This window comes from Paraburkholderia sp. MM6662-R1, assembly GCF_050436245.1.
Classification (GTDB): domain Bacteria; phylum Pseudomonadota; class Gammaproteobacteria; order Burkholderiales; family Burkholderiaceae; genus Paraburkholderia; species Paraburkholderia tuberum.
On sequence record NZ_JBNDLV010000004.1, the window covers coordinates 456,258 to 478,418 of the forward strand.

Consider the following 22,161-nt stretch of genomic DNA (forward strand, 5'->3'; position numbering starts at 1 on the left):
ACGGCGTCGAGTTCGCTGCCGCGCCGATCACGCAGTACCGTTATCGCCTTTCCTTGCGCAAAGCCGGTTGAAACGCTGCTCGACCACGCGTGTTCCCCATTGCGTGCCTTCCGATTCTTCACTTAGCCGAAAGCCGAATGACTCGTACAGATGACGCGCCGCGTCGAGCCCCTTGAACGTCCATAGATAGGTTTCGTCGAACCGCTCGTCGACGAAACGCATGGCATGCGACAGCAATTGCCGTCCAATCCCGGAGCCGCGCAAAGAATCGTCGACGATGAACCAGCGCAAATGAGCGACACCCGTGTCGTTATCCCCGTCGATCACGACAGACGCGAGCGTGCGGCCGTTTTCGAGGTATAGCCAAAGCCCTTTACCTTTCAACCGCTTGACGGTCAACACCAACGGCACAGCAAAGAAGATATGCGACATGAACCCGCCGATAATCACGGCCGGGTCGAAGTAAGCCGGGTGGCTTGAACTACACATCGGAACTTCAAATCGGATTACCCAGCGGACAGCGCTGCCTTGATGCGCGGCCTTTAAACGGCGTCGGGTACCTGACGAGTCTTCAGAAACGCTTCGAGCGTTTCGCCGCGCATGCTCGCGTACACGCCGAGATTGGTGATCTTCACCACACGCGCGAACTTCTCGAGCACGAAGAAAGACACCCCATAACGGATCAGACCGATCCAGTCGGTGTTGTCGACCAGCGTGCGTTCTTCCGGCGTCAGGCCGGCCGCATCGTATGAGGCGGTGCGGTTTTCGAGCCACAGCGCGCGCGCCGACGCTTCGCGCATCTGCCAGAAAAAGCGGTTCAGGCGCATCGCCTTCATGCTCTGGCGGATATCGAACGGATACGTGCCGGTCAGTTCTTCGACGCCAACCAGTTGCGGATTCATTACGCCACCTCTTCTTCGTAGATCGTCACGGCCATCGCGGTGCTGGTCGCCAGGTAGTAGTTGCGATGCAGTTCGCGGACCTTCTGACCCAGCGCGCCGCGCATCGCGAGCCACATGATCGTCTCGACGCTTTCCGCGCCGCCGAGGCGCACGTAATCGACGTGCTTCATCGCGGCAAGACGCTCCGGATCGCTGACGATCAGGTCGAGGAATTCCATGTCCCATTCGGTGTTGTTGAAGCCGCTGCGTTCGCCATGCACCTGGTGCGACAGCCCGCCCGTGCCGACCACCACGACCTTCAGATCCTGCTCGAACGATTCGATCGCGCGACGCAGCGCCTGGCCGAGCCGGTAGCAGCGATTCGCGGTGGGCAGCGGATACTGCAGCACGTTCACTTCGAGCGGCACCAGCGACAGCGGCCAGCCGCCCTGATGCGGCAGCATCAGCGACAGCGGCGAATTGACGCCGTGATCGAGCGGGCGGTCCTGGAAGACGGTCAGATCGAATTCGTCGGCGACCAGTTGCTCGACGATATGGATCGCGAGATCCGGATGCCCGGCGATGTCGGGCAGCGGACGCTTGCCGGCGCCTTCATCGGCGAACTCGTGGTTGGGCGACACGCCGAGCGCGAACGTGGGATAGCAGTCGAAGAAGAAGCTGTTCGCGTGGTCGTTGTAGAACATCACCATCACGTCGGGCTTGTGCTCGGCCAGCCACTGCGCCACCGGTTCATAACCCTTGAACATCGGCGCCCATGCCGGTTCGTTCTGCTTGCCCTTGTCGTACGCCAACCCGATCGTGGGTACATGGGACGTGCCGATACCACCAATGATTCTTGCCATATTCGTTCTCTTCCGTCACTTCGTGCCGCTGCCAATCGGATAGGTCGGCAGGTTTGCCGCGCTAGTCATCACGACCGTCTTGGGATACAAAGATAGAAATTGTGCCGCGATACGGGAAGCACGGGTATACCTCAGGCAGCGCCGGGTTGACGAGTAAAAACCCGGCATTTGCGCGGCCGGAGCGCGGATGAAGCGCACCCCGACCCACGCCGCGCAGCGCTCCCTCGGTATCCCAAGCCGGTGAGGCAAGCCTTCCCTGACGCCTTGGCATCTCGTCACGCGATAAATAAAACAGATGGCCCGGAAAACAACTCGCAACGCACATTTCCAAGGCTTGGAGCGGTGCTGCACGCGTGGCTATACTGCGCTGCTTCCGACGAGCGACGAAACGATGAACGAGACCACCCAGCAAGCGATCGTGCAGACCTTACGCGAGAAGATCCTGTCGGGCGAACTGTCGCCCGGGCAGCGGCTCGTCGAAGCGCAGCTTGCGCAATGGCTCGGCGTGTCGCGCACGCCGCTGCGTTATGCGTTGAGCGTGCTGTCGTCGGAAGGCCTGCTCGATCGTTCGGGCTCGCGCGGTTACGTCGTGCGCCGCTTCAGCGTGCGCGACGTGCTCGACGCGATCGACGTGCGCGGCGTGCTCGAGGGACTCGCCGCGCGCTCGGTCGCCGAAAACGGCGTGAGCCCCGCGCTCGCCGCCGCGCTCGACGACTGCCTGCGTGAAGGCGACGCGATCTTCGAGCAAAAGCATCTGCAGCCAGGCGACGACGTGCGCTACGCGCAGATGAACGGCCGCTTTCATGCACTGATCGTCGAAGCGGCGCAGAACCAGGCGGTCACGGCCGCGCTCAGTCTGAACGGCAAGGTGCCGTTCGTGTCGCCGTTCACGATCGCGTTCGACGAATCCGCGCGCGAGCGTCAATTCATGATGCTGACGTACGCGCATCGCCAGCATCACGCGATCGTCGACGCGCTGAAAAAAGGCGAAGGCGCGCGCGTCGATGCGTTGATGAAGGAGCACACGCATATCTCGAAGGAAAGTCTGAATCTGTCGCTGCCGTCGTTGCATCTGATCGCGGGCGCGGCATGAGCAACGACACGCTTTCCGCCGCCACCAGCCAGGCGAGCGCCAAAGCGCCGCTGTCGGTCAGCAGCAAGGACCTGCTCAATCTCGCGCAACTGCGCGCATTCCGGCTCGTCGCCGATATGGGCAGCGCGACGCGCGCGGCGGCCGCGTTGTTTCGCGCGCAGTCGGCGGTCACGCGCTCCGTGCAGGAGCTCGAGTCGGCGCTCGGCGAACCGCTGTTCGATCGCGGTCCTTCGGGCATGCTGCCCACTCCGGTCGGCCGCGCGGTGCTGCATCGCAGCGAGCGGATCTTCGCCGAACTCGAAGAACTCGCCCGATGGTGCGCCGCGCGACAGACGCGCCGCCGGCCCGTCGCGGAAGGCGCATTGCCCGCGTATCTGCTCAACACGCGGCGGTTGCAACTATTCGCGGCGCTCGCGCGGCATCGGCATATGCCGAGCGCGGCAAAAACCTTCGGCATCAGCCAGCCCGCGGTGAGCACCGCGATCCGGGTACTCGAAAGCGGCTCGGGACTGAGTCTGTTTCACCGCAGCCCGCGCGGCATTCTGCTGACGGCCGAGGGCGAGACGTTCCTGCTTCACGTACGCCGCGCGCTGAACGAACTGCGCCACGTCCCCGACGATATCGCCGCATTGCACGGCAAGATTCAGGGCTCGGTGACAGTCGGCGCGTTGCCGCTCGGGCGCACGCTGATCCTGCCGAAGGCGATCGCGCGAATGACCTCGGAGAATCCGGGCGTGCGCGTGGTCACCGACGAAAGCGCCTACGAGACGCTCGTGGCCGGTCTGCGCGCCGGCGACATCGATTTCATTCTCGGCGCGCTGCGCGACAACGACGCGACGAGCGGCCTGAAAAACGAGCGGCTGATGTCGGAAGACATGGTGGTGCTGGTGCGCCGCGGTCATCCGCTGACTCACGCGCACGATCTGACCATCATGGGTCTGCGCGACGCGCAGTGGATTCTGCCGCGCAGCAACGCGCCGGCGCGTGCGCTGTTCGAAACGCAATTCAAGCGGATGAAGGTGAAGCCGCCTCTGCCGACCGTCGAGACCGCCGACCTCGCGGTGATTCGCGGCCTGCTGCTCGGTACCGACATGGCGGCGGCCTTGTCGGCGCAGCAGTTGCATCACGAGATTCAGTCCGGGCAACTGGTGGTGCTCGATGTACCGCTGCACAACACGCGGCGCGAGATCGGCCTGACGATGCGCGCGGCGGGCACGCCGTCACCGGCCGCGCGCGCATTGATCGACGCGATCCGGCTGTCGGTCGTCGATGTGACGCGCACCGTCAGTATCGGCGCGAACTGAGCACTTCCATTGATCAGGGCGACAAAGAGTGGAGGCTTCTTGCGTTGCGCCTGGTTCGTGCGTCCCTGGGCATTGGAAAAGGACTTCGTCATAAACCTGCGAAGACGCGCACCGCATTGGACCGCCGCGCAAGGAACCGTGCCGGCTCCGGCGCGAACCGCAAGCGGAAATAGCATAGCGAATGACGCGTTAATGAAGCATCGCCGTATCACGTGCGGCGACAATTCTCCGACAATAGAAGAGCGCGCACCTCACCACGCGGCGCCTCGACGACACCCGGAGAAAACGTAATGAACAAACGCCAGTTCCTGACCAGCGCCGCGGCACTGGGCGCGGCGGTCGCGCCCGCATTCGGCGCGAAGCGTGAGCACGCCGAATGCGGGTCGTCTCCGGTCGTCCTGACGATCTCCGGCGCGATCAAGCACAGCAATCGCGGCGCGCTCAATCCGGATTTCGATCAACTGCTGGCGAAGCACCAGGTGAAGTTTTCGCAAGCGTACGGCGTCGATCTGCCGTGGCTCGCCAGCATGAAGACCGTGACGATCCATCCGACGATCGAATACGATGCGCACATGCATACGTTTAGCGGCCCGCTGCTCACCGACGTGCTCGCAAACGTCGGCGCGCCCGACGCGGGCAGCACGCAAATCGTCATGCACGCGGTCGATGGCTACGCGGTGTTGACGACGCTCGACAAGGTGCGCGAGTATCACTTCATCGTCGCGACACAAATGGACGGCAAGCCGCTGGCGCTCGGCGGCGTGGGGCCGTTATGGGCGATCTACGACGCCGATCAGATTCCCGAACTCGCGGCCAAGCCACTGAAGGACCGCTTCGAATTGTCGCCGTGGGGCCTGTATCACATGCAGCTCACAGAGGCGTCATAGCGCGCCGCCGAATCGCTCGACGCACGCCTGCCGCACGCGCTCGACCGAGCTCGCCCACTGACCCAGCGCGAACGAACACGCACCGGCAATATTGAACGCTTCGGCCCGCTGATCGTTCGGCAAGGCGGAGTCTTCGAGCTGCGGCGCGACGAGGGGCAACGCGTCGACGAACTGCCCGGCCGAACATAGCGCCACGGCTCGCTGGTTGTCGCCTCAGGCCTTAGCGCCCCGAAATGAGCGCTGTTTCATCGTCTAATCCGCCGTTATGCCCGTCATTACGAATGAAAGAATCGCGCGGTGATGCTAGAATCGCGCCCGTCTTTTCTTCGACGATCATGACTCGACACTCGCGCAACCACCTGACCGCATGGCTTGGCCTCGTCGCCATGTGGCTCGTCGCGTTCGCGCCGCTCATGAGTCAGTTGCTCGAATCGGGCCGCGCCCACGAGCCGATTGCCGCGCTATGTTCGGCGCTTCACCCGGCTGGTGCAAGCAATGTGAGCGATGCGAGCGTCGTCGCTCAAACCAGCCCCGCGCCCGTGCATCTGAGCCACGACGAGGCATTCGGCGCCTGCGGCTACTGTCATCTGCTCGAACATCACGTCGCGATGCCGACGCTCGCCGCCGTCGAGCCGCCGGCCGCGCTGCCGCTGGCCGGCACCGCGCCGCCCACGCTCTCCACCCGCTTCACCCCGCTTGGCGCCTTCCCGTCGGGACGTCCGCGCGCCCCACCTGCCGTTTCCTGATCGCTACCGGTTCTGATCGCGCCTTCGTCGCTCACATCGACGAGGCCTGCGATCGCCTGTTCAATGCATCGAGGAAACGCTCATGTTCAACTTCGCGCTGCGAAGGCTCTCTTATTGCGTCCGCCGTGACGCTGTCTTTTCCGCTCATCGCGCGGTTCGTCGTTCCGTTCTTTGGCCCGCGCTCATGCCTGCCTTCGTGCCGGCTTTCGTCGCAACACCCACGCATGCCGCCGACGCAAACACCGACGCGACGCTGCCCGCCGTCAGCGTCAGTGCGAGCGCAAGCGCAAGCGCGAGCGCCGCACCGCGCGCCGTCGACCCGAACCTGCCGGCCTCCGTCGAAACCGTGACGCGCGATCAGTTCGCGAACTGGAACGTCGTCAACACCGAGGACGTGCTCAAGTACATGCCGAACCTGGCGGTACGCAAGCGCTTTATCGGCGATCTGAATTCGATAATCGCGGTGCGCGGCACCAGCAATACGCAGAGCGCGCGCGGCCTCGTCTATGCGGACGGCTTGCTGCTGAGCAACCTGCTCGGCAATAGCTATTCGTTTCCGCCGCGCTGGTCGATGGTGTATCCCGACGAAATCCAGCAGGTCGACGTAATCTACGGGCCGTTTTCCGCGCTGTATCCGGGCAATTCGCTCGGCGCGACCGTGCTGATCAGCACGCGCATGCCAAAGCAGTTCGAGGCCAACGCCGACGTGAAGGCATTCACGCAGCACTTCAGCCTGTTCGGCGTGAACCAGAGCTTCAACGGCAGCGAAGCGAGCGCGTCGATCGGCGATAGCATCGGCAAGTTCTCGTACCGGCTCGGCGTCAATCATCTCGAGAACACGAGTCAGCCGCTGCAATTCGCAACCCTCGCTAAATCGACCACGCCCGCCAAGGCCGGCGACACGCCCGTCACCGGCGCCTATTTCTACAACAACCAGACCAATGCGCCGACGGCCGTGCTCGGTGTGAACGGCGAAGGCATCGAGCACACGGTGCAGGACCAGTTCAAGCTGAAGATGCAGTACGACTTCACGCCGACGCTGCAGGGCGGCTTCACCCTCGGCTACTGGCACCAGACGTACAACAGCGAAACATCGACGTTCCTGCGCGACGCGGCCGGCAACCCTGTGTACAGCGGCAACGTATCGATCAACGGTTACCACTACACGATTCCGGCGGCCGCGTTTGCGCCGGGTGTCGGGCACAGCGAGAACTGGCTCTACGGCGTGTCGCTGAAAACGCGCAACGCGACCGGCTGGAACGGCGAGGCGATCGCCTCGTATTACGACATCGGCAATGGCGTCGCACGCACCGCGAGTGCCGGCGGTCCGGGCAATGGCCCCGGCACCGTGCTGTTCAACGACGGCACCGGCTGGAAGACGCTGGACCTGCGCGGCACCTATACGCCCGCGACGAACCAGCCAGGACTGGCCAATCACGCACTGAGCGTCGGCTACCACTACGACAACTACTTCGTCGACAACCAGACCTACAACACGCTGAACTGGCGCGACGGCGACGCGACCTCGTTCGCCAACGCGTTCACCGGCAAGACGCAGACGCAAGCTCTTTATGCGCAGGACGCGTGGCGCTTTCTGCCGCGCTGGAAGCTCGTCTACGGCGCGCGCTATGAAGACTGGCAAGCCTACGATGGCGCACAGTCGCTGCCCGGCACGACGATCGCGTACAGCGATGCCAGCCAGCGCCACCTTTCGCCGAAGGCGTCGCTATCGTTCGATGTCAGCGACGAGCTGACTTTGCGCGCATCGATCGCTCGCGCGTATCGCTTTCCGACCGCGAGCGAACTGTTCCAGGGGCAAATCAACGGCTCCGCGATCGTCAACAACAATCCATATTTGCAGCCCGAAGACGATCTGTCGAAAGAGCTGAGCGCCGAATGGGCGCATTGGAATGGCGTGTTCCGCTTCTCCCTCTTTCAGGACGACGTGAAGAACACGATCTTCAGTCAGACCGACACCACCGTGATTCCGAGCGTGACGAACTTCCAGAACATCGGCAAGGTTCGCTCGCGCGGCGTCGAAGCAAGCTATTCGGGCGAGGACGTGTTCGTGCGCGGGCTCGATCTGCTCGCGAGCGTCGCGTACACGCAGTCGAAGATCCTCGAGAACGCACGGAATCCGGCCTCGGTCGGCAAGTACTTCTACCGCATTCCGCTGTGGCGCGCGAATCTTGCCGCGACGTATCACTTCGACGCGCGCGCGGCGCTGACGCTCGCTGCGCGTTACTCGGGTCGTCAGTACAACACGCTGACGAATACCGACACGAACCCCAACGTGTTCGGCGGCACCAGCACCTACACGGTTGTCGACGCGAAGTTCACGTTCAAGCCGACGAAGCTCAGCGAACTCGGCATCGGCGTCGACAACCTGTTCGACGCGCGCTACTTCGTCTACCACCCGTATCCGGGCCGCACGTTTTATGTCGAAGCGAAGCTGCATATCTAAGCCTGATGCGAGACGCGGCAAACCGCTTGTCGCACACGAACCATCGACCCGTTTGCCCGACGAGGATTTCATGTCCACGACTCGAACCGCCGAACGCGTGCGCGCGCAGAACGGTACAACCGCCGCCACGAGCGGCCCGACACATCCAGGCTATCGAACACTGTGGCGCTGGCATTTTTATGCGGGCCTCTTCGTGATGCCTTTTCTACTCGTGCTCGCCATCACCGGCACGCTGTATTGCTTCCAGCCGCAGATCGAGCCGCTGCTTTATCGACAGCAACTGGTCGTCGCACCACAAGCCGTGCCGAGGCTGGCCGACAACGCGCTGCTCGCGAAAGCGCGCGCGGCGATGCCGCCCGGCTCGATCGCGACGACCGCCGTGATCACCCGCGATCCGCAACGCAGCGCCGAATTCGTATTTCGTCTCGCGGACGGCTCGCAGCAGAGCATCTATCTGAATCCGTATAGCGGCGAGGTGCTGGGCACGCTGAGCGTCGAGCATCGCTTGATGCAGGTGGATCGCATGCTTCATCGCAAGCTGCTGCTCGGCAAGCCCGGCGAACTGCTGATGGAACTGGCCGCATGCTGGACGCTCGTGATGATCGGCACCGGCGTCGCACTATGGTGGCCGCGCGGCAAAACGACCGCGCGCGCGGTGCTGCTGCCGCGCCTGGCGCTGAAAGGACGTCCGCTATGGAAAAGTCTTCACGCGGTGATCGGCATCTGGCTCGCCCTTGGCGCACTTGCGTTCGTATTGACGGGGCTGCCGTGGACCGGCTCGTGGGGCAAACAGTTCAAGGCGTTCGCGACCGCGACGAAGCTTGGCGCTCCGCCGGGCGCGTGGGGCGGTTTGCCGTTGCGCTCCATCGTGCCGGGAACGCCCTCGGACCACCCGGGCCACGCGAGCGCCACGCTCGCGCATGCGACGCGCGCCGACATGGACTCGATGCCCGGCATGGTCATGGACGACCTGCCGTTGCCGCTGACGCCGTGGGCCGTGGGCAACGCGAGCGTGCCCTCTTCCGCGGCCACCGACGCGGCGCAGCCTCTGTCGCTCGGGCATATCGTCGCGCTCGCCGCGTCGCTCGGTATCGCGGACGGCTACCGCATCGTGCTGCCGAACTCCGCAGCCGGCGTCTACACGCTCTCCTATTTCCCCGCGAATCCCAAAGACGAACGCACGCTGTACGTCGACCAATACAGCGGCGCGATCCTGAAGGACATTCGCTACGGCGATTACGGCGCGATCGCGAAGGCCGTGTCGTACGGTACGTCGCTGCATATGGGTCGCTACTTCGGCGTCGCGAATCAGATACTGTGCGCAGCCATTTCGCTCGGCCTTGGCGCGCTCGCTGTGACCGGCTTCGTGATGTGGTGGAAACGTCGGCCACAACGCTCGCTCGGCGCGCCGTCGCGCGAGCGCGCCGCACCGCCGATGCGTGGCTGGACAACCGGCCTCGCGCTTCTCGGCGTCGTTTTCCCGCTGATGGGCGCAACGCTCGTCGCGGTGTGGCTGCTCGACCGGCTGGTTTTCGGCCGTGACTCACGACCGGAACCGAACGGCGTCGCGTGAGATCAAGACGAGCCGGGGCGCACCGCTTGCGCCCCACGAGCGTTTACGATACATTTTGCTCGCTTATGATCGATTCACACCGGAACGGAGATGAGACCCATGCAGCGAACCCGGGAAGATGCAATCAACGGGCTACTGCCCGAGCAGCGCGAAGCATTGATTCTGGAGCGATTGCGCGCGCATGGTCGCGTGCTCGCGGCCGAGCTGGCCGCCGAGTTGCAGATCTCCGAGCACACCGTGCGCCGTCATCTGCGCGATCTCGCGGATCAGGGGCTCTGCAAGCGCGTGTACGGCGGTGCGCTACTGATGTCGCCCGCCGACAAACCCGCGGCGCTGCGCATGCATGAGGCCGTCGATCGCAAGGCACGCCTTGCCGCGGCGGCCGTATCGATCGTTCGTCCGAAGCAGATCGTGCTGCTCGACGCGGGCACGACGAACGTCGCGATCGCGTCGGCGCTGCCCGACAACGCCGGCCTGAGCGTCGTCACGAATTCGCCCGAGGCCTGCGCGCGGCTGCTGAACCGCCCGGGTATCGACGTGATCCTGATCGGCGGCCGCATCGCCGGCGGCGCGGTGGGCTCGCTCGGCGCGACCGCGCTGCTGCAGATCCAGCAGATCCGCGCGGACCTCTGTTTTCTCGGCGCCTGCGCCTTCGACCCCGATGAAGGCGTCGCCGTATTCGACGCAGAGGACGCCGAACTGAAACGCGCGATGGTCAAAGCGAGTAGCCAGATCGCCATCGCACTGACCTCGGAAAAGCTCATGACAGCGGCGCCGTTCGCGGTAGCGCCTGTTTCGGCCGTCGATTATCTGTTCGTCGAAGCGGACGTGCCGGACGCGCGTGTCGCGAGCCTCCGGGCCGTCTGCGATAACGTGATGGCGGCACGTCCATGAACTCACTCGTCAGGGAACGCATCGCGACGCTCGCCGTCTTTCTCGCCAACGGTTTCGGCATCGGCGCATGGGCGGTCGAGGTGCCGCGCATCAAGGAAAGCCTGGCGCTCAGCGACACCTCGCTCGGCATCGCGCTGTTCTGCTTCGCGCTCGGCGCCATCGTTGCGATGCCGCTCGCGGGACAGCTCGCGCCGCGCGTCGGCAGCGGCCGCGCCACCGCGCTGCTCGGCGCGGCATTCGCGATCGCGTTGCCGTTGCCCGCGCTCGCGCCGGGCATGCTGACGTTGTGCCTGGTGCTGTTTGCGCTTGGCGCGTCGAACGGCGCGCTCGACGTGTCGATGAACGGACATGCGAGCGCGATCGAAACACGCTGGCGCGCGCCGATCATGTCGTCGTTTCATGCCGCGTGGAGCGCGGGCGGCCTGCTTGGCGCGGCGAGCGGCGCGATGTTGCAGAAAAGCGGCGTCGGCGTCGTGGGCGGGCTGTTCGCGCCCGATCTGTTGATCGCGGCCCTGATCATTTTCGCCGCGTCGTTTGCGTTGCGCGATATCGGTCCGCGCGCGGCCGCCGCGTCGAGCGGCTTCGCATGGCCCGACAGCAGCGTGATGAAACTGGCGCTGCTCGCGTTCATGTGCATGCTCGTCGAAGGCGCGGTGGCCGACTGGAGCGCGGTGTACCTGCGCTCCACGTTGAACCAGGAAGCGAGCGTCGCCGCGATCGGCTACTCCGCGTTCGCGTTTTCGATGGCGGCCTGCCGGATCGCCGGCGATGCATCGGTGCGGCGCTTCGGTTCGAGCAAGGTCGTCGCGCTCGGCGGTCTGATCGCGCTCGCCGGACTCGCGCTCGTGCTGAGCCTGCCGACGGTGCTGACCGCGTGCGTCGGCTTCGCGATGGTCGGCATCGGTCTCGCGAATATCGTTCCGGTGATTTTCAGCGCGGCGGGTCGCTCGTGCGCAACGCCGGCGATCGGCGTGTCGATGGCGGCCACGTTCGGCTATGCGGGCTTTCTGGTCGGGCCGCCGCTGATTGGTTTCGGTGCCGGCGTGCTCGGCCTGCGCGCGGCGCTGGGCGTGCTCGTGATGGCCACGCTGATCGTGTCGCTGCTGGGCGGCAAGGCGGTGCGCGCCGCGCAACCCGCGTAGCCAGCGTTATTTCGCTTTCTTATCGAGCACGGCAAGCGGCTTGCGAACGGGTAACGCATCGCGTGCCGCATGCTGACCCAATGGCCAGCTGAACGCGCCGAGCAGCGAGCTCGGCTGCGTACCATCGTCGAGACCGGTGGCGGGCCACTCGTGTTTCGCGGGCACCCAACGCGTGCCGAACACGTGATCCCACATCGGCAATAGCTGCGTGAAGTTGTGATTGAAATGCTCGGCGCGAATCGAGTGATGCAGCCGGTGATACTGCGGATTGTTGACCCACGTGACGTAGCGGCCAAGGTCCATGCGCAGATTCAGATGCGCGAAATAGTTGCCGAACATGAACACGATCGAGGTCGCACCGACGATCCACGGCTCGACCTTGAACAGTACGCCGACGAGCGGATAAAGCAGGCAGCCCTTGAGCAGCACTTCTATCCAATGATGCCGCAACGTGATCGTCACGTTGAAATCCACCGCGCTATGGTGCAGCGAATGCAGCTTCCACAGGATGGGCCATGTGTGCTGCAAGCGATGAAACGCGTATTCGAGGAAATCGATCGTCAGCAGCACGATCACGAACGAAGCGAGCGCGCCCCACCCGCGCGACACCAGCACCACCATCCCGCCGCCGAGTGCATTGACGATCGCGACGCTCGCGGCCGCCGTCAGCGGCTTCGTGGCTTCCTCCAAGGCCAGATACAGACCCGCATACGCCATGTTCAGACGCTGCCCCGCGCGCGATTGCAGCAATGCGGCTGGCCAGCGACGCTCGAGCAACGCACCGACGCCCATCATGACCAGCACGAGCGCGTAGGCTTGCAGCCACAGGCTCGCGTGGTGCAGCAATGCGGGAAATGGGCTCGACGCTAACATGGAATTCCCTGATCCGGCGGTCGTTAGCATGATCTTCGCAGCCCGCCGGCCCGCGCGCAAGCGCCCTTTAGCGGGGGCCCGCCGCGAATTCGGCTTCACCCGCAAGCACGGAAAAAAATGGCGGGGTCATCGCTTCACGCCGTCACGATCGCGAGCGGACGTTAGATGCAGCCGTATCGTCCGCTCGCGTCGTCGTTGTTTGTCGACATCCGTTTGCTATTGGCCCCGCCGCACCTCGCAAGTTGCGCCAAGCTCCCCGGGCGCGAATCGCGAAGATTTTTGCTGCCGTCGGCATTTGTTCACTGCGTGAAATCCCGGCTGCAACATGTGTAGTTCTTGTGCATTCGTCATTGCAATGGCTATGCCATGCTGGAATGAAGGCTTGCTACGTATGGAGAAACGCCTGCCGGGGCACTTCGAAGCGGGCCTGATCGCACGCAATGCATCGGAAATGAGATGCCGCGGGGATGCCCCGACGCCTTCGTGCTGGCTCGCACACGTCGTTCGACGCGCGCGGGAAAACCCGAACGCGCATTGACGGACCAAGGTTTGCGACCCGTACCAGTCAACATGCCGACACGTCATGCGACGAAAGCGCGCCTGAATCATGCGGACCGGCGTGTCGCAAAGTTGAGACGGCAAGCGGCTTACAGCAGCGCGGTCAATTGGCCGACACGCGACTCGAACTGCCGTAATTCATCGCCGGCAAGCGACCTCTTCCGCGGCAGGTCGACCTTGAGCGGATCCTGCGGCACACCGTTCACGGTGTACGCGGGAGCTTGCGCAGCGGGCGCGACCGGTGCGGGTGCCGACGCCGGTATCGGCACGCGGGCAACGGCCTGCGTCGAGTCCTTGCTCAGGAGCGACACGTCGGGGTCGCCGTTGCGCGACCGGGTTACGACAACGAAGCAAGCATGTTCGACAGCCGTCGGACATGGGCCTTGAACGCGTCGCTCGTTTCGCGGTTCGTGGTGGGATTCAGATGCGAGCTTTCGGCGAGTTGCGCCTGCTCGTGAAAGTCGTTGGCGATCCTGCGCTTGATATCGTCGGGCAGCGACCGCACGATGGAGATCAGCAAAGCCTCTTCGGCATGCAGCATGCCGAGAATCGAATGTGTGTCCATACGGGAACCTCCGTGGGGAACATCGTCGGTGCCGGCCGGCAGTGGCGCCGGCGCTCCTCATGTTACCCCGTTGGTTCCGCGTCGTTGGTCGTGCGCGTTACTCGGCGATCGAATAGCGCGACGGACGAGCACGCGGCTGCTCCGCCTCACGCTCGACGCGCGGACTCGCGCCGCGGATGAACAGGACCGCGCAAAACGCGACCATGGCCCAGATGCAAAGAATGACGGTCAAAGCGCTCATGTCAGTTTCCGGTACTTCGGGATAGTACGGTGATGCTGCCGCGTAGGCTGTCAATGCAGCGTGGACCGCTCGGGCGCACCGAACAGCAGCTCATCGATCAGGGCGGTCGTGAACGTCAGCTGCGTTTCGAGCGATTGGCGCGCGGCTTGCGCGCCGGCTTCGTCGCTTCGGGCGATGGCCGCGTGTGCCTGCGTGGCCAGACGCACGATGGCTTCGGAACCGCGTTGCAGTTCGCGCATCGCGCGGTCGTCCGGACCCGGCGTCGGCTGATCCCGTTCCGAGGTGACGAGTTCCGGCAGGTCGGCGTCGAACCGGTGGGGTTTGTCGTGACGGGAAGACATCCGGGGCTCCTGACGGAAAAGCGCGATATACGCGACGGGACGAACCCAGTGTGCGCCGCCCCCCCGCGCTTCAATTCACCGAACAGAAGCCGAATCTGAAGCCAATCCGGGGGGCTTCGGGAAAAACGAGGGTTTTTACCGAGCAATTAGCGCAGGTGGGCCGCAAATCCCGTCGCCGGGGCGTTGGAAATTCGCGGCAGCGGCAGGAAAACGTTTACCTTGCCGGCGCGGAAAAGACTTTGAGCGGCCTCAAGCTGCCGCAACAACACCGATGCGCAATGCCTCGCCGCCAGCGGCAATCGCCAGCAGATGGTCGACGTTCGGATGCGCGCCCGGACGGTTGCGCGCGTCGGCCGTATGCTCGGCAAACAGCGCGAGGCCGTGTTCGGCCGCCTTCGCGTCGAGCGTGCCGAACGCGCCGCGCAGGTAGTTGTACACCGCGAGCGAGCCCTGCTTGCCAGGTTTGTTCTCGATGCTAGCGACCACGGTACCGCCGCCATTGACCAGATCGATGCGTGCGATGCCGTCGATCGCCGGCATTCTGGCGAGATTTTCCTTGAAAACGTTGCTCGGTTCGATCATTGAAACCACTCCTTCCGTTCTAAAAAATGCATGGCGGGCCGTATCTTATCCGATGGGCGGCGAGCGGGCGAATTGGTGGCCACGACGGATCTCGATCTGCAGGTGCACACCGTGATGACATTCGCCAAGAGCTCGATCACGCGCACCGATACGCTGAGCTCGGGCACGTTGACGGGCAACCTCGCGGTGGAAACGGACTACACGTCGTTCGCGGACTTCCTGAACACGACGGCGAATAGCGACGGCTACTCGGTCAGCTACACGAATAGCCCCGCGACGAACCCGCTGTCGACCACGCCGATTGGACAGTTGCACTCCAACTTCGCCTGTACGACCAACCCGTTCGCGTTGACGGGCGGCACCAGCCGTACGCTGACGTGGACGCTGAAGTACGCTGATCCGGCCTGATAGCGGCAGGCGCCTTCCTTCCTGTTTTCAGGCAGGAAGGCCTCGTTCGATGGTTGATACGGGTAGCAGCCATACCCGTAGCAGAAGTTGGACCTCGCGAGCGAAGTCGGCGAAGGCAAGCGGCCTCTCGATAGTGCGCGCGCGGCGTTGAATGCCGTTATGCAGCGGGTCAACCCGGCGTCAGCTGAAAAGCGTTGATCGAGAAGTCAGCGTGCGAGCAGCGGTTCGCCACGCCGAAAAAAAGCCCGCTTCCGCGGGCAACCCTTCTCTACGCTGCCGCGCCACGCGTGAACAGCATCACCCCTTCGTCGCGCCAAACGTCAGACCCGCGACGAAATGCTTCTGCATCGCAAAGAACATCATGACCGATGGCAGCGCCGCCAGAATCGATCCCGCCGAAACGAGATTCCACGCGGTCGTCCACTGCCCTTTCAGCGCGGCCACGCCGACCGTGATCGGCGCGGCGTCATCGCCTTGCGTCAGACACAAGGCCCAGAAGTAGTCGTTCCACACGAACGTGAACACGAGGATCGCCAACGCCGCGAGCGCGGGACGAATCAGCGGCAGCACGATCCTGAAGAACACGGTCCACTCGTTCGCCCCTTCGATGCGCGCCGCCTCGACCAGCTCGAATGGCAGCTGCTTGATGAAGTTGCGCAGAAACAGCGCGCAAAAGCCGGTCTGGAACGACACATGAAACAGAATCAGCGCGCTCACGGTATTGAACAGACCGAGTTGCAACGACAGATCCCGCACCGGAATCATCAACACCTGGATCGGCACGAAGTTGCCTGCGACGAACGTCGCGAACAACGTCGAATTGCCGCGAAAGCGATAGATCGCCAAGGCAAAGCCCGCCATCGCCGCGAGTGCGATCGAACCCACTACGGAAGGAACCGTAATCAGCACGCTATTCCAGAAGTAATGCAGCATCGGCGACGTCGTCAATGCCTCGCGATAGTTATCGAACATCGCGAAGTGCTTCGGCCATCCCCAGTAGTTGCCCTCGCTCAGTTCTTCGGTCGAACGCACGGACGTGACCAGCACCGCGATCATCGGCAACAGCCAGATCACGAGTGCAATCGGCAACGTCAGTTTGTATGCGCGGCGCGTGGCCGGCTTCCATTTGTCGATCGGAATCGGAAACATCAGCGGCTCCTCATTGCTCGGCGCGCAGCATCCGCCGCAGGTGATAGACGATGTACACGAGCATGATGCCGAACAGCACCACCGCGATCGCCGCCGAATAGCCGATGCGGTAGTACTTGATCGCCTGGTCGTACATGAAATAGGCGAGCACCGTCGAGCTTTCGAACGGACCGCCGCCCGTCATCACCGAAATCAGATCGAAGCTGCGCAGCGCGCCGATGATCGTCACGACGATCGCCATGAACGTCGTGGGCCGCAACTGCGGCAGGATGACATGCCAGAGCATCGACCAGCCCTGCGCGCCTTCCATTCGCGCAGCTTCGATCTGCTCGGCGTTCAACGTGGTCAAGCCGGTCAGATAAAGAATCATGCAGTACGCGGTTTGCGGCCACAGCGCCGCGAACACGATGCCGAGCGTCGCATAGCGCGGATCGCCGAGCACCGGCACGCCGTGCCCGAGCATCATCGCGAGCAGGCCGAAGGTCGGATCGTAGAACCATGAAAAGATCAGTCCGACCACGACGCCCGACAACACGAATGGCGCGAAAAACAGCGACTTGACGATGCGGATGCCCGCCACCGCCTGATTCAGATACAGCGCGACGGCGAGGCCCATCGGCGGTGCGAGCAAAAACAGCACGAGCCAGATCAGGTTGTTCTTGAGCGCCGTATAGAACGTGGGCGTATGGACCAGCTCGATATAGTTCGCGAGGCCGACGAAGGTCGGCTCGGTCATCCCATCCCAGTTGAAGAAGCTCAGACGGATCGTCGAGAGGATCGGCCACACCACGTACACGGCCACCATGAAGCAGGCCGGCGCGAGAAACAGGAACGCGGCGCGCCGCTGCCGCCGTGCGGTCGGCGTCGGGCCGCGCCGGCGCGACGCGACGGACGCGCCGCTCAGCGCACCGCTCGACGCCGGCAAGCCCGGGCCGCCGGGTTCAACAGGACCGTCGACGCTACGACGGCTGACGGAATGCGACACGATCAATCTCCCGATCCAATCCGATGCATCGGACAGCGGCCTTGCGGCCGCCGCCGCTCACTTCTTGTAGATACGCTGACGCGTCTGCTCGAGCTGCGCGAGGATGTCGTCCAGTTTCGACGGATCGGAGACGAACTGCTGCATCCCCTTCATCCCTTCGTCGGCCATTTCCTTCGTCATGTCGCGATCGTAGAACTGCGCAATGCCGCCCTTCGTGTTCGACAGGATCTGGAAGCCGATCTTCGAAATCGGATCTTCAGGCTCCGGCGATTTGCTGTTCGCCGACAACGAGCCGAGTCCCTTTGCGAGTTGCGCACCGATCTGAGGCGTCTCGACGAACGCAAGGAACGTGTGCGCATCGGACTTGTTCTTCGCTTTCGACGGAATATGCAGCGATTCGACCGGCCCGTCCTCGGCGGTCGGCACCTTGGAGTCGATGATCGGGAACTGGAAGTACCCCATTTGCGGCTTCACGTTGTCCGGGAAACCCGCCGCAATGAACGTCCCCATCAGCATCATGGCAGCCTTGCCCTGGAACAGGAACGGCTGCACCGCGTCGAGATCGTAGGACAGTGAATTGTTGATGAAGTAGCCGTCGTCGATCAGTTGCTTCCACGTCGTATAGACCTTCTTCACGCGCGGATCGGTGTACGGAATTTCGCCGGCCATCAGCTTCTGGTGAAACGCATTGCCGTTCAGGCGCAGATCGAGATAATCGAACCAGCCGGCCAGCGTCCAGGCATCGCGGCCCGCCACCGCGATCGGTGCAATGCCGGCGGCCTTCAGCTTTTTCGCGGCGTCGAGAAACTCGTCCCACGTTTTCGGCTCGCCCTTGATGCCGGCCTTCTCGAACAGGTCCTTGCGATAGAACATCCCCCACGAGTAGTACACGGTCGGCGCGGCATACTGCTTGCCCTTGTACGACGATGCTTCCTTCGTCGACGCATACATGTCGTTCCAGCCGTTCTTCTGCCAGTCGCCGGTCAGATCCTCGAACAGGCCACGCTGCGCGTAATACGCCATACGCTCGCCGTCGTGCCAGTTGACGATATCCGGCGCGACAGTCGAAAGCCAACCCGGCAACTGAACCTTGTAGGCTTCCTCATCGATGAACGATACCTTCACGTCGATCCCGGGATGCGCCTTCTTGAACTCGTCGACCACCTGCTGCCAAACCGCGCGCTGGCTCGCGCCCTTGTACGCGATGTTCATCGCGAGCGTGGCCGCCTGCGCGGTGCCGACGACCGAGGTCCCCGCGGCAACCGCGGCCAGCGCGAGCGCCAACAGAATCTTGCGTGGTTTCAGTTTCATCCTGACTGTCTCCTTCATTCCATGGTTTTTACGTCGTTGTCGCTTCTATATCGAATGACTGCGTGGAATTGCCAAGGCCGGACTTCTATTGCGAGCGGTAGACTGCTACCCCTTGCGGCGCCACCTCCCGGGAGCCGATCACGAATGCGTCGTCGGAAATGTCGTCGAGCGCGTGGGTGCTATCGCCATAGTTGAACACATACGTCAGTCCGCCGCGACGGCTGATGCGCACGCTGTCGCCGAGTGCCTGCGTTTCGAGGCCCGCTTCCTGCGCGATGCGCGCGAACAGGCGCACGGTCAAGGCATCGTCGAACAGGCTCGCGAAGTAGTGATACGCGCCGCTTCGCACGTACGCCGGATGATCGTCCGCGAAACGCGCGCGCACGTCGAATGAAGATGATGCATCGCTGTCGATGAAATCGCGCCAGTGTCGCGCGAAGCCCTCGGCGGCACCGCCCTGCTGTTCGAGCACGACGGCTTCGGTCACGTTCGGCCGCATCGATTCGACGCGCCACACGCGCAGCGGCAGCACCGACGCCAATGCGCCCGGCGGCAGATTCGCCGGAATCCGCAGCTCGCGCGTCTTCGATCCGGTGCGTGGACCGAGCACGACCTGCGCGCCCGAGCGCGCGAGACGTTCGGCCAAATCGTCGGGCACGACCGGCAGCGGCGGCACGACGACGAGGCTATAACCATCGAACGATGCATCGGCCGGCACGACATCGACGTCGAGTCCAAGCGCGCGCAAAGCCGAGTAGTACTCGAACGCGAACCGCGGATAGTGAAAGTCCGCGCCCTGCGGATGAATCTCGAACAACCACTTCGCTTCATAGTCGTAGACGAGCGCGACTTTCGAGCGGATCGACGCATTGGCGTCGGCGCTCGCGGCGAGCACCGCGTGAATTTCCGACGCCACCCGCGATGCTTCATTGCCGCCGACGTCGAGCCGGTTGTCGGGCGTATTGAGCCCCGCATGCATCTGCTCCTGCGCGAACGGCGCCTGACGCCAGCGGAAATACGACACGCAGCCCGCGCCGTGGGCGAACGCTTCCCAGCTCCACAGCCGCACCATGCCCGGCAGCGGCGCCGGATTCCACTGCGCCCAGTTCACCGGTCCCGGCTGCTGCTCCATCACCCAGAACGGCAGCTTCGACATGCCGCGATAGACGTCGTGATTGAACGACGCGAAGTCCGGATGACCAGTGCGCAACCAGCGCGCCTTGATGTCCGGCGCGAACCACTGCTCTTCGAGCGCGCCGAGCGGATAGCTGTCCCACGTTGCGACGTCGAGATCGGCCGCGACCTTGTAGTGATCGAACTCGGTGAAGAGCTGCATGAAGTTGTGCGCGACCGGCCGCCCCGGCGAATGCGCGCGAATGATCTCGACCTGCATGCGGTTGTAGCGCGCCACTTCGTCGGATGCGAAGCGCCGGTAGTCGAGACGATGCGAAGGATGCGCCTCGGTCACGGTGCCGACCGGCGCGTCGATTTCTTCGAAGCCGCGGTACTCCATGCTCCAGAACACTGTGCCCCACGTCTCGTTCAACGCCTGGATCGTGCGATAACGCGCCTTCAGCCACTCGCGAAAGCGCGCGACCGCGGCCGGCGAATAGCTGACCACCGTGTGATGACAGCCAAATTCGTTATCGGTCTGCCAGAAAGCGACCGCCGGATGCTTGCCGTAACGCTCCGCCACCGCCGTGCAAATACGACGCGACGCCTCGAAATACGCGGGCGACGAGAAGTCGTAATGACGCCGCGAGCCGAACGCGCGCGGACGTCCATCGGCGCCGACCGGCAGGATCTCCGGATGACGATCGATCAGCCACTTCGGCGGCGTCGCGGTCGGCGTACACATGACGACCTTCAGGCCAGCCGCGCCGAGCACGTCGACGGCGCGATCGAGCCAGCCCCAGTCGTATTCGCCGGGAGTCGGCTCGATCCGGCTCCAGGCGAATTCCGCAATCCGCACCTGCTCGATGCCGAGCGCTTTCATCCGGCGCGCGTCGTCGTCCCACATCGGCTCGGGCCAGTGCTCCGGGTAATAACAGACTCCAAGACGCATCCCTATGTCCCCAGTGTTTTTCAAGCGTAGTGTTCGACGGATTCGAGCGACGCGGCCGCGAAACCGTCCTCGGTAAACAGATGACAGGCCGTGCGCGACACCCGCAGGTTCGCGCGATCGCCTGGAGCGAGGCGCGTGTTGCCGGGCGCCTTGGCGATCAGAACGGCGCCGCCGGGTTGATCGAGGTGCACGTAGCTGTGTTCGCCAAGCTGCTCGACGAGCGATACGGTGCGCGCGAGCACGCCGTCTTGCGACGCGGCCGCATTCGTCGTGGCCGATGCATCGACGAACTCGAGATGCTCGGGACGCACGCCGAGCGTGACCGGCTGCGCTGGCTGCAGTCCGGCGCTGCTGACCGGCACACGCACGTTCTCGCCGGTGTGATCGAGCGTGACGAGCACGCCCTGCGCATCGAGTGACGCCACCTGGCCCGGCAGAAAATTCATTCGCGGCGAGCCGATAAAGCCGGCCACGAAGCGGCTTTTCGGGCGGTGATACAGCTCGAGCGGCGCGCCGATTTGCGCGATGCTGCCGTAACGCTCGGTGTCCTTGCCCGAATGCAGCAGCACGATCTTGTCGGCGAGCGTCATCGCTTCGATCTGATCGTGCGTCACGTAGACCACGCTCGCCTTCGCAAACTGCTTATGCAGACGCGCGATTTCGACGCGCGTTTGTCCGCGCAAGGTTGCATCGAGATTGGACAGCGGTTCGTCGAACAGAAACACGCCGGGCTCGCGAACGATCGCGCGGCCGATCGCGACGCGCTGCCGCTGCCCGCCCGACAGCGCCTTCGGCTTGCGCTCGAGCAGTGCCTCGAGTTGCAGGATGCGCGCGGCTTCACGCACCTTGCGTTCGATTTCATCCTTCGGGGTCTTCGCGAGTTTCAGGCCGAACGCCATGTTCTCGAACACGCTCATGTGCGGAAACAGCGCATAGCTCTGGAACACCATCGCTACGCCACGCTGCGCGGCCGGCACGTCGTTGACCATCTTCCCGCCAATCGACAGGTCGCCGTCGGTCACATCCTCGAGCCCGGCGATCATGCGCAACAGCGTTGACTTGCCGCAACCCGACGGGCCGAGAAACACGCAGAACTCGTTTTCGCCGATGTCCAGATCGACGTTGCAAATCACCGGCGCACCGTCGCCATACGCCTTCTGCACGCCTCGTAACGAAATGCTCGCCATTGCATCGACTCCGTGATTTAATCGGTGCGAAGTCGGAGATTAAGCGCTT

General features: G+C 63.7%; 21 protein-coding genes and 3 pseudogenes. 9 read left to right on the forward strand and 15 right to left on the reverse strand.

The annotated features are described in order from the left end of the window. Positions 1–27: 27 nt before the first annotated feature. The 3 genes and pseudogenes from OKW39_RS31860 to OKW39_RS31870 form a co-directional block, all read right to left on the reverse strand. Positions 28–381: pseudogene (locus OKW39_RS31860) on the reverse strand (GNAT family N-acetyltransferase); the annotation flags it as partial. A gap of 161 nt (positions 382–542) precedes the next feature. Beyond that, complete coding sequence (locus tag OKW39_RS31865) at positions 543–902, reverse strand: protocatechuate 3,4-dioxygenase (RefSeq protein WP_090806862.1); 360 nt, start codon at positions 900–902, stop codon at positions 543–545. Next, positions 902–1,744, reverse strand: coding sequence for a gallate dioxygenase (locus OKW39_RS31870; protein ID WP_429564460.1), 843 nt, complete (start codon positions 1,742–1,744; stop codon positions 902–904). The genes OKW39_RS31865 and OKW39_RS31870 overlap by 1 nt, the downstream gene beginning before the upstream one ends. Positions 1,745–2,135: 391 nt before the next feature. On the opposite strand from OKW39_RS31870, the gene OKW39_RS31875 reads away from it, so the two are divergent. The 3 genes from OKW39_RS31875 to OKW39_RS31885 all read left to right on the forward strand — a co-directional run bounded on the left by OKW39_RS31875 (position 2,136) and on the right by OKW39_RS31885 (position 5,028). Beyond that, on the forward strand, positions 2,136–2,837 hold the full coding sequence (locus tag OKW39_RS31875; RefSeq protein ID WP_429364120.1) for a GntR family transcriptional regulator: 702 nt from the start codon (positions 2,136–2,138) through the stop codon (positions 2,835–2,837). Continuing rightward, positions 2,834–4,141: a LysR family transcriptional regulator gene (locus OKW39_RS31880; RefSeq protein ID WP_429564461.1), complete on the forward strand. Its 1,308-nt coding sequence runs from the start codon at positions 2,834–2,836 to the stop codon at positions 4,139–4,141. The genes OKW39_RS31875 and OKW39_RS31880 overlap by 4 nt, the downstream gene beginning before the upstream one ends. 290 nt (positions 4,142–4,431) lie before the next feature. Then, the gene (locus OKW39_RS31885) at positions 4,432–5,028 is read left to right on the forward strand and encodes a molybdopterin-dependent oxidoreductase (protein WP_429364124.1); all 597 of its coding nucleotides are present in this window, start codon (positions 4,432–4,434) and stop codon (positions 5,026–5,028) included. Here the strand turns inward: OKW39_RS31885 and OKW39_RS31890 are convergent. Beyond that, positions 5,023–5,223 (reverse strand): hypothetical protein, encoded by a 201-nt coding sequence (locus tag OKW39_RS31890; protein WP_184064755.1) that lies wholly within the window; start codon positions 5,221–5,223, stop codon positions 5,023–5,025. The two genes, OKW39_RS31885 and OKW39_RS31890, sit on opposite strands and share 6 nt — an antisense overlap. Before the next feature lie 140 nt (positions 5,224–5,363). On the opposite strand from OKW39_RS31890, the gene OKW39_RS31895 reads away from it, so the two are divergent. The 5 genes from OKW39_RS31895 (at position 5,364) to OKW39_RS31915 (ending at position 11,847) form a co-directional block, all read left to right on the forward strand. After that, positions 5,364–5,774: a DUF2946 domain-containing protein gene (locus OKW39_RS31895; RefSeq protein ID WP_429333571.1), complete on the forward strand. Its 411-nt coding sequence runs from the start codon at positions 5,364–5,366 to the stop codon at positions 5,772–5,774. A 184-nt stretch (positions 5,775–5,958) separates the two neighbouring features. Further along, positions 5,959–8,238, forward strand: a complete 2,280-nt coding sequence (locus OKW39_RS31900) for a TonB-dependent receptor (RefSeq protein WP_429564462.1) — start codon at positions 5,959–5,961, stop codon at positions 8,236–8,238. A gap of 70 nt (positions 8,239–8,308) precedes the next feature. Then, positions 8,309–9,811 (forward strand): PepSY-associated TM helix domain-containing protein, encoded by a 1,503-nt coding sequence (locus OKW39_RS31905; protein WP_429564463.1) that lies wholly within the window; start codon positions 8,309–8,311, stop codon positions 9,809–9,811. 99 nt (positions 9,812–9,910) lie between these two features. Beyond that, positions 9,911–10,705 carry a DeoR/GlpR family DNA-binding transcription regulator gene (locus tag OKW39_RS31910; RefSeq protein WP_429564464.1) on the forward strand — a complete coding sequence of 265 codons (795 nt, stop codon included), beginning with the start codon at positions 9,911–9,913 and terminating at the stop codon, positions 10,703–10,705. After that, positions 10,702–11,847, forward strand: coding sequence for an MFS transporter (locus OKW39_RS31915; protein ID WP_429333567.1), 1,146 nt, complete (start codon positions 10,702–10,704; stop codon positions 11,845–11,847). The genes OKW39_RS31910 and OKW39_RS31915 overlap by 4 nt, the downstream gene beginning before the upstream one ends. 183 nt (positions 11,848–12,030) lie before the next feature. Here OKW39_RS31915 and OKW39_RS31920 read toward each other — a convergent pair. From OKW39_RS31920 to OKW39_RS31945, 6 genes and pseudogenes are all read right to left on the reverse strand, one after another. Then, positions 12,031–12,750 (reverse strand): annotated as a pseudogene (locus OKW39_RS31920) (sterol desaturase family protein); the annotation flags it as partial. A gap of 617 nt (positions 12,751–13,367) precedes the next feature. Next, positions 13,368–13,589 (reverse strand): hypothetical protein, encoded by a 222-nt coding sequence (locus tag OKW39_RS31925; protein ID WP_429564465.1) that lies wholly within the window; start codon positions 13,587–13,589, stop codon positions 13,368–13,370. Between the two features lie 26 nt (positions 13,590–13,615). Then, complete coding sequence (locus OKW39_RS31930; RefSeq protein WP_429333565.1) at positions 13,616–13,843, reverse strand: hypothetical protein; 228 nt, start codon at positions 13,841–13,843, stop codon at positions 13,616–13,618. 97 nt (positions 13,844–13,940) lie between these two features. Next, complete coding sequence (locus OKW39_RS31935; RefSeq protein WP_167368704.1) at positions 13,941–14,084, reverse strand: hypothetical protein; 144 nt, start codon at positions 14,082–14,084, stop codon at positions 13,941–13,943. A gap of 50 nt (positions 14,085–14,134) precedes the next feature. Next, the gene (locus OKW39_RS31940) at positions 14,135–14,425 is read right to left on the reverse strand and encodes a hypothetical protein (protein ID WP_429564466.1); all 291 of its coding nucleotides are present in this window, start codon (positions 14,423–14,425) and stop codon (positions 14,135–14,137) included. Between the two features lie 249 nt (positions 14,426–14,674). Further along, complete coding sequence (locus OKW39_RS31945) at positions 14,675–15,007, reverse strand: DUF2322 family protein (RefSeq protein WP_429564467.1); 333 nt, start codon at positions 15,005–15,007, stop codon at positions 14,675–14,677. 81 nt (positions 15,008–15,088) lie between these two features. On the opposite strand from OKW39_RS31945, the pseudogene OKW39_RS31950 reads away from it, so the two are divergent. Further along, positions 15,089–15,415: pseudogene (locus OKW39_RS31950) on the forward strand (hypothetical protein); the annotation flags it as partial. Positions 15,416–15,712: 297 nt separating this feature from the next. Here OKW39_RS31950 and OKW39_RS31955 read toward each other — a convergent pair. The 5 genes from OKW39_RS31955 to OKW39_RS31975 form a co-directional block, all read right to left on the reverse strand. Further along, a complete protein-coding gene (locus tag OKW39_RS31955) occupies positions 15,713–16,564 on the reverse strand; it encodes a carbohydrate ABC transporter permease (protein ID WP_018423397.1) in 852 nt (283 codons plus the stop codon). 10 nt (positions 16,565–16,574) lie between these two features. Continuing rightward, complete coding sequence (locus tag OKW39_RS31960) at positions 16,575–17,549, reverse strand: carbohydrate ABC transporter permease (protein WP_184064375.1); 975 nt, start codon at positions 17,547–17,549, stop codon at positions 16,575–16,577. A gap of 57 nt (positions 17,550–17,606) precedes the next feature. Beyond that, the gene (locus tag OKW39_RS31965; RefSeq protein WP_090806886.1) at positions 17,607–18,860 is read right to left on the reverse strand and encodes an ABC transporter substrate-binding protein; all 1,254 of its coding nucleotides are present in this window, start codon (positions 18,858–18,860) and stop codon (positions 17,607–17,609) included. Positions 18,861–18,945: 85 nt separating this feature from the next. Next, on the reverse strand, positions 18,946–20,925 hold the full coding sequence (locus tag OKW39_RS31970; protein WP_429564468.1) for a beta-galactosidase: 1,980 nt from the start codon (positions 20,923–20,925) through the stop codon (positions 18,946–18,948). A 20-nt stretch (positions 20,926–20,945) separates the two neighbouring features. Further along, positions 20,946–22,112 (reverse strand): ABC transporter ATP-binding protein, encoded by a 1,167-nt coding sequence (locus tag OKW39_RS31975; protein ID WP_429564469.1) that lies wholly within the window; start codon positions 22,110–22,112, stop codon positions 20,946–20,948. Positions 22,113–22,161 lie beyond the last annotated feature (49 nt).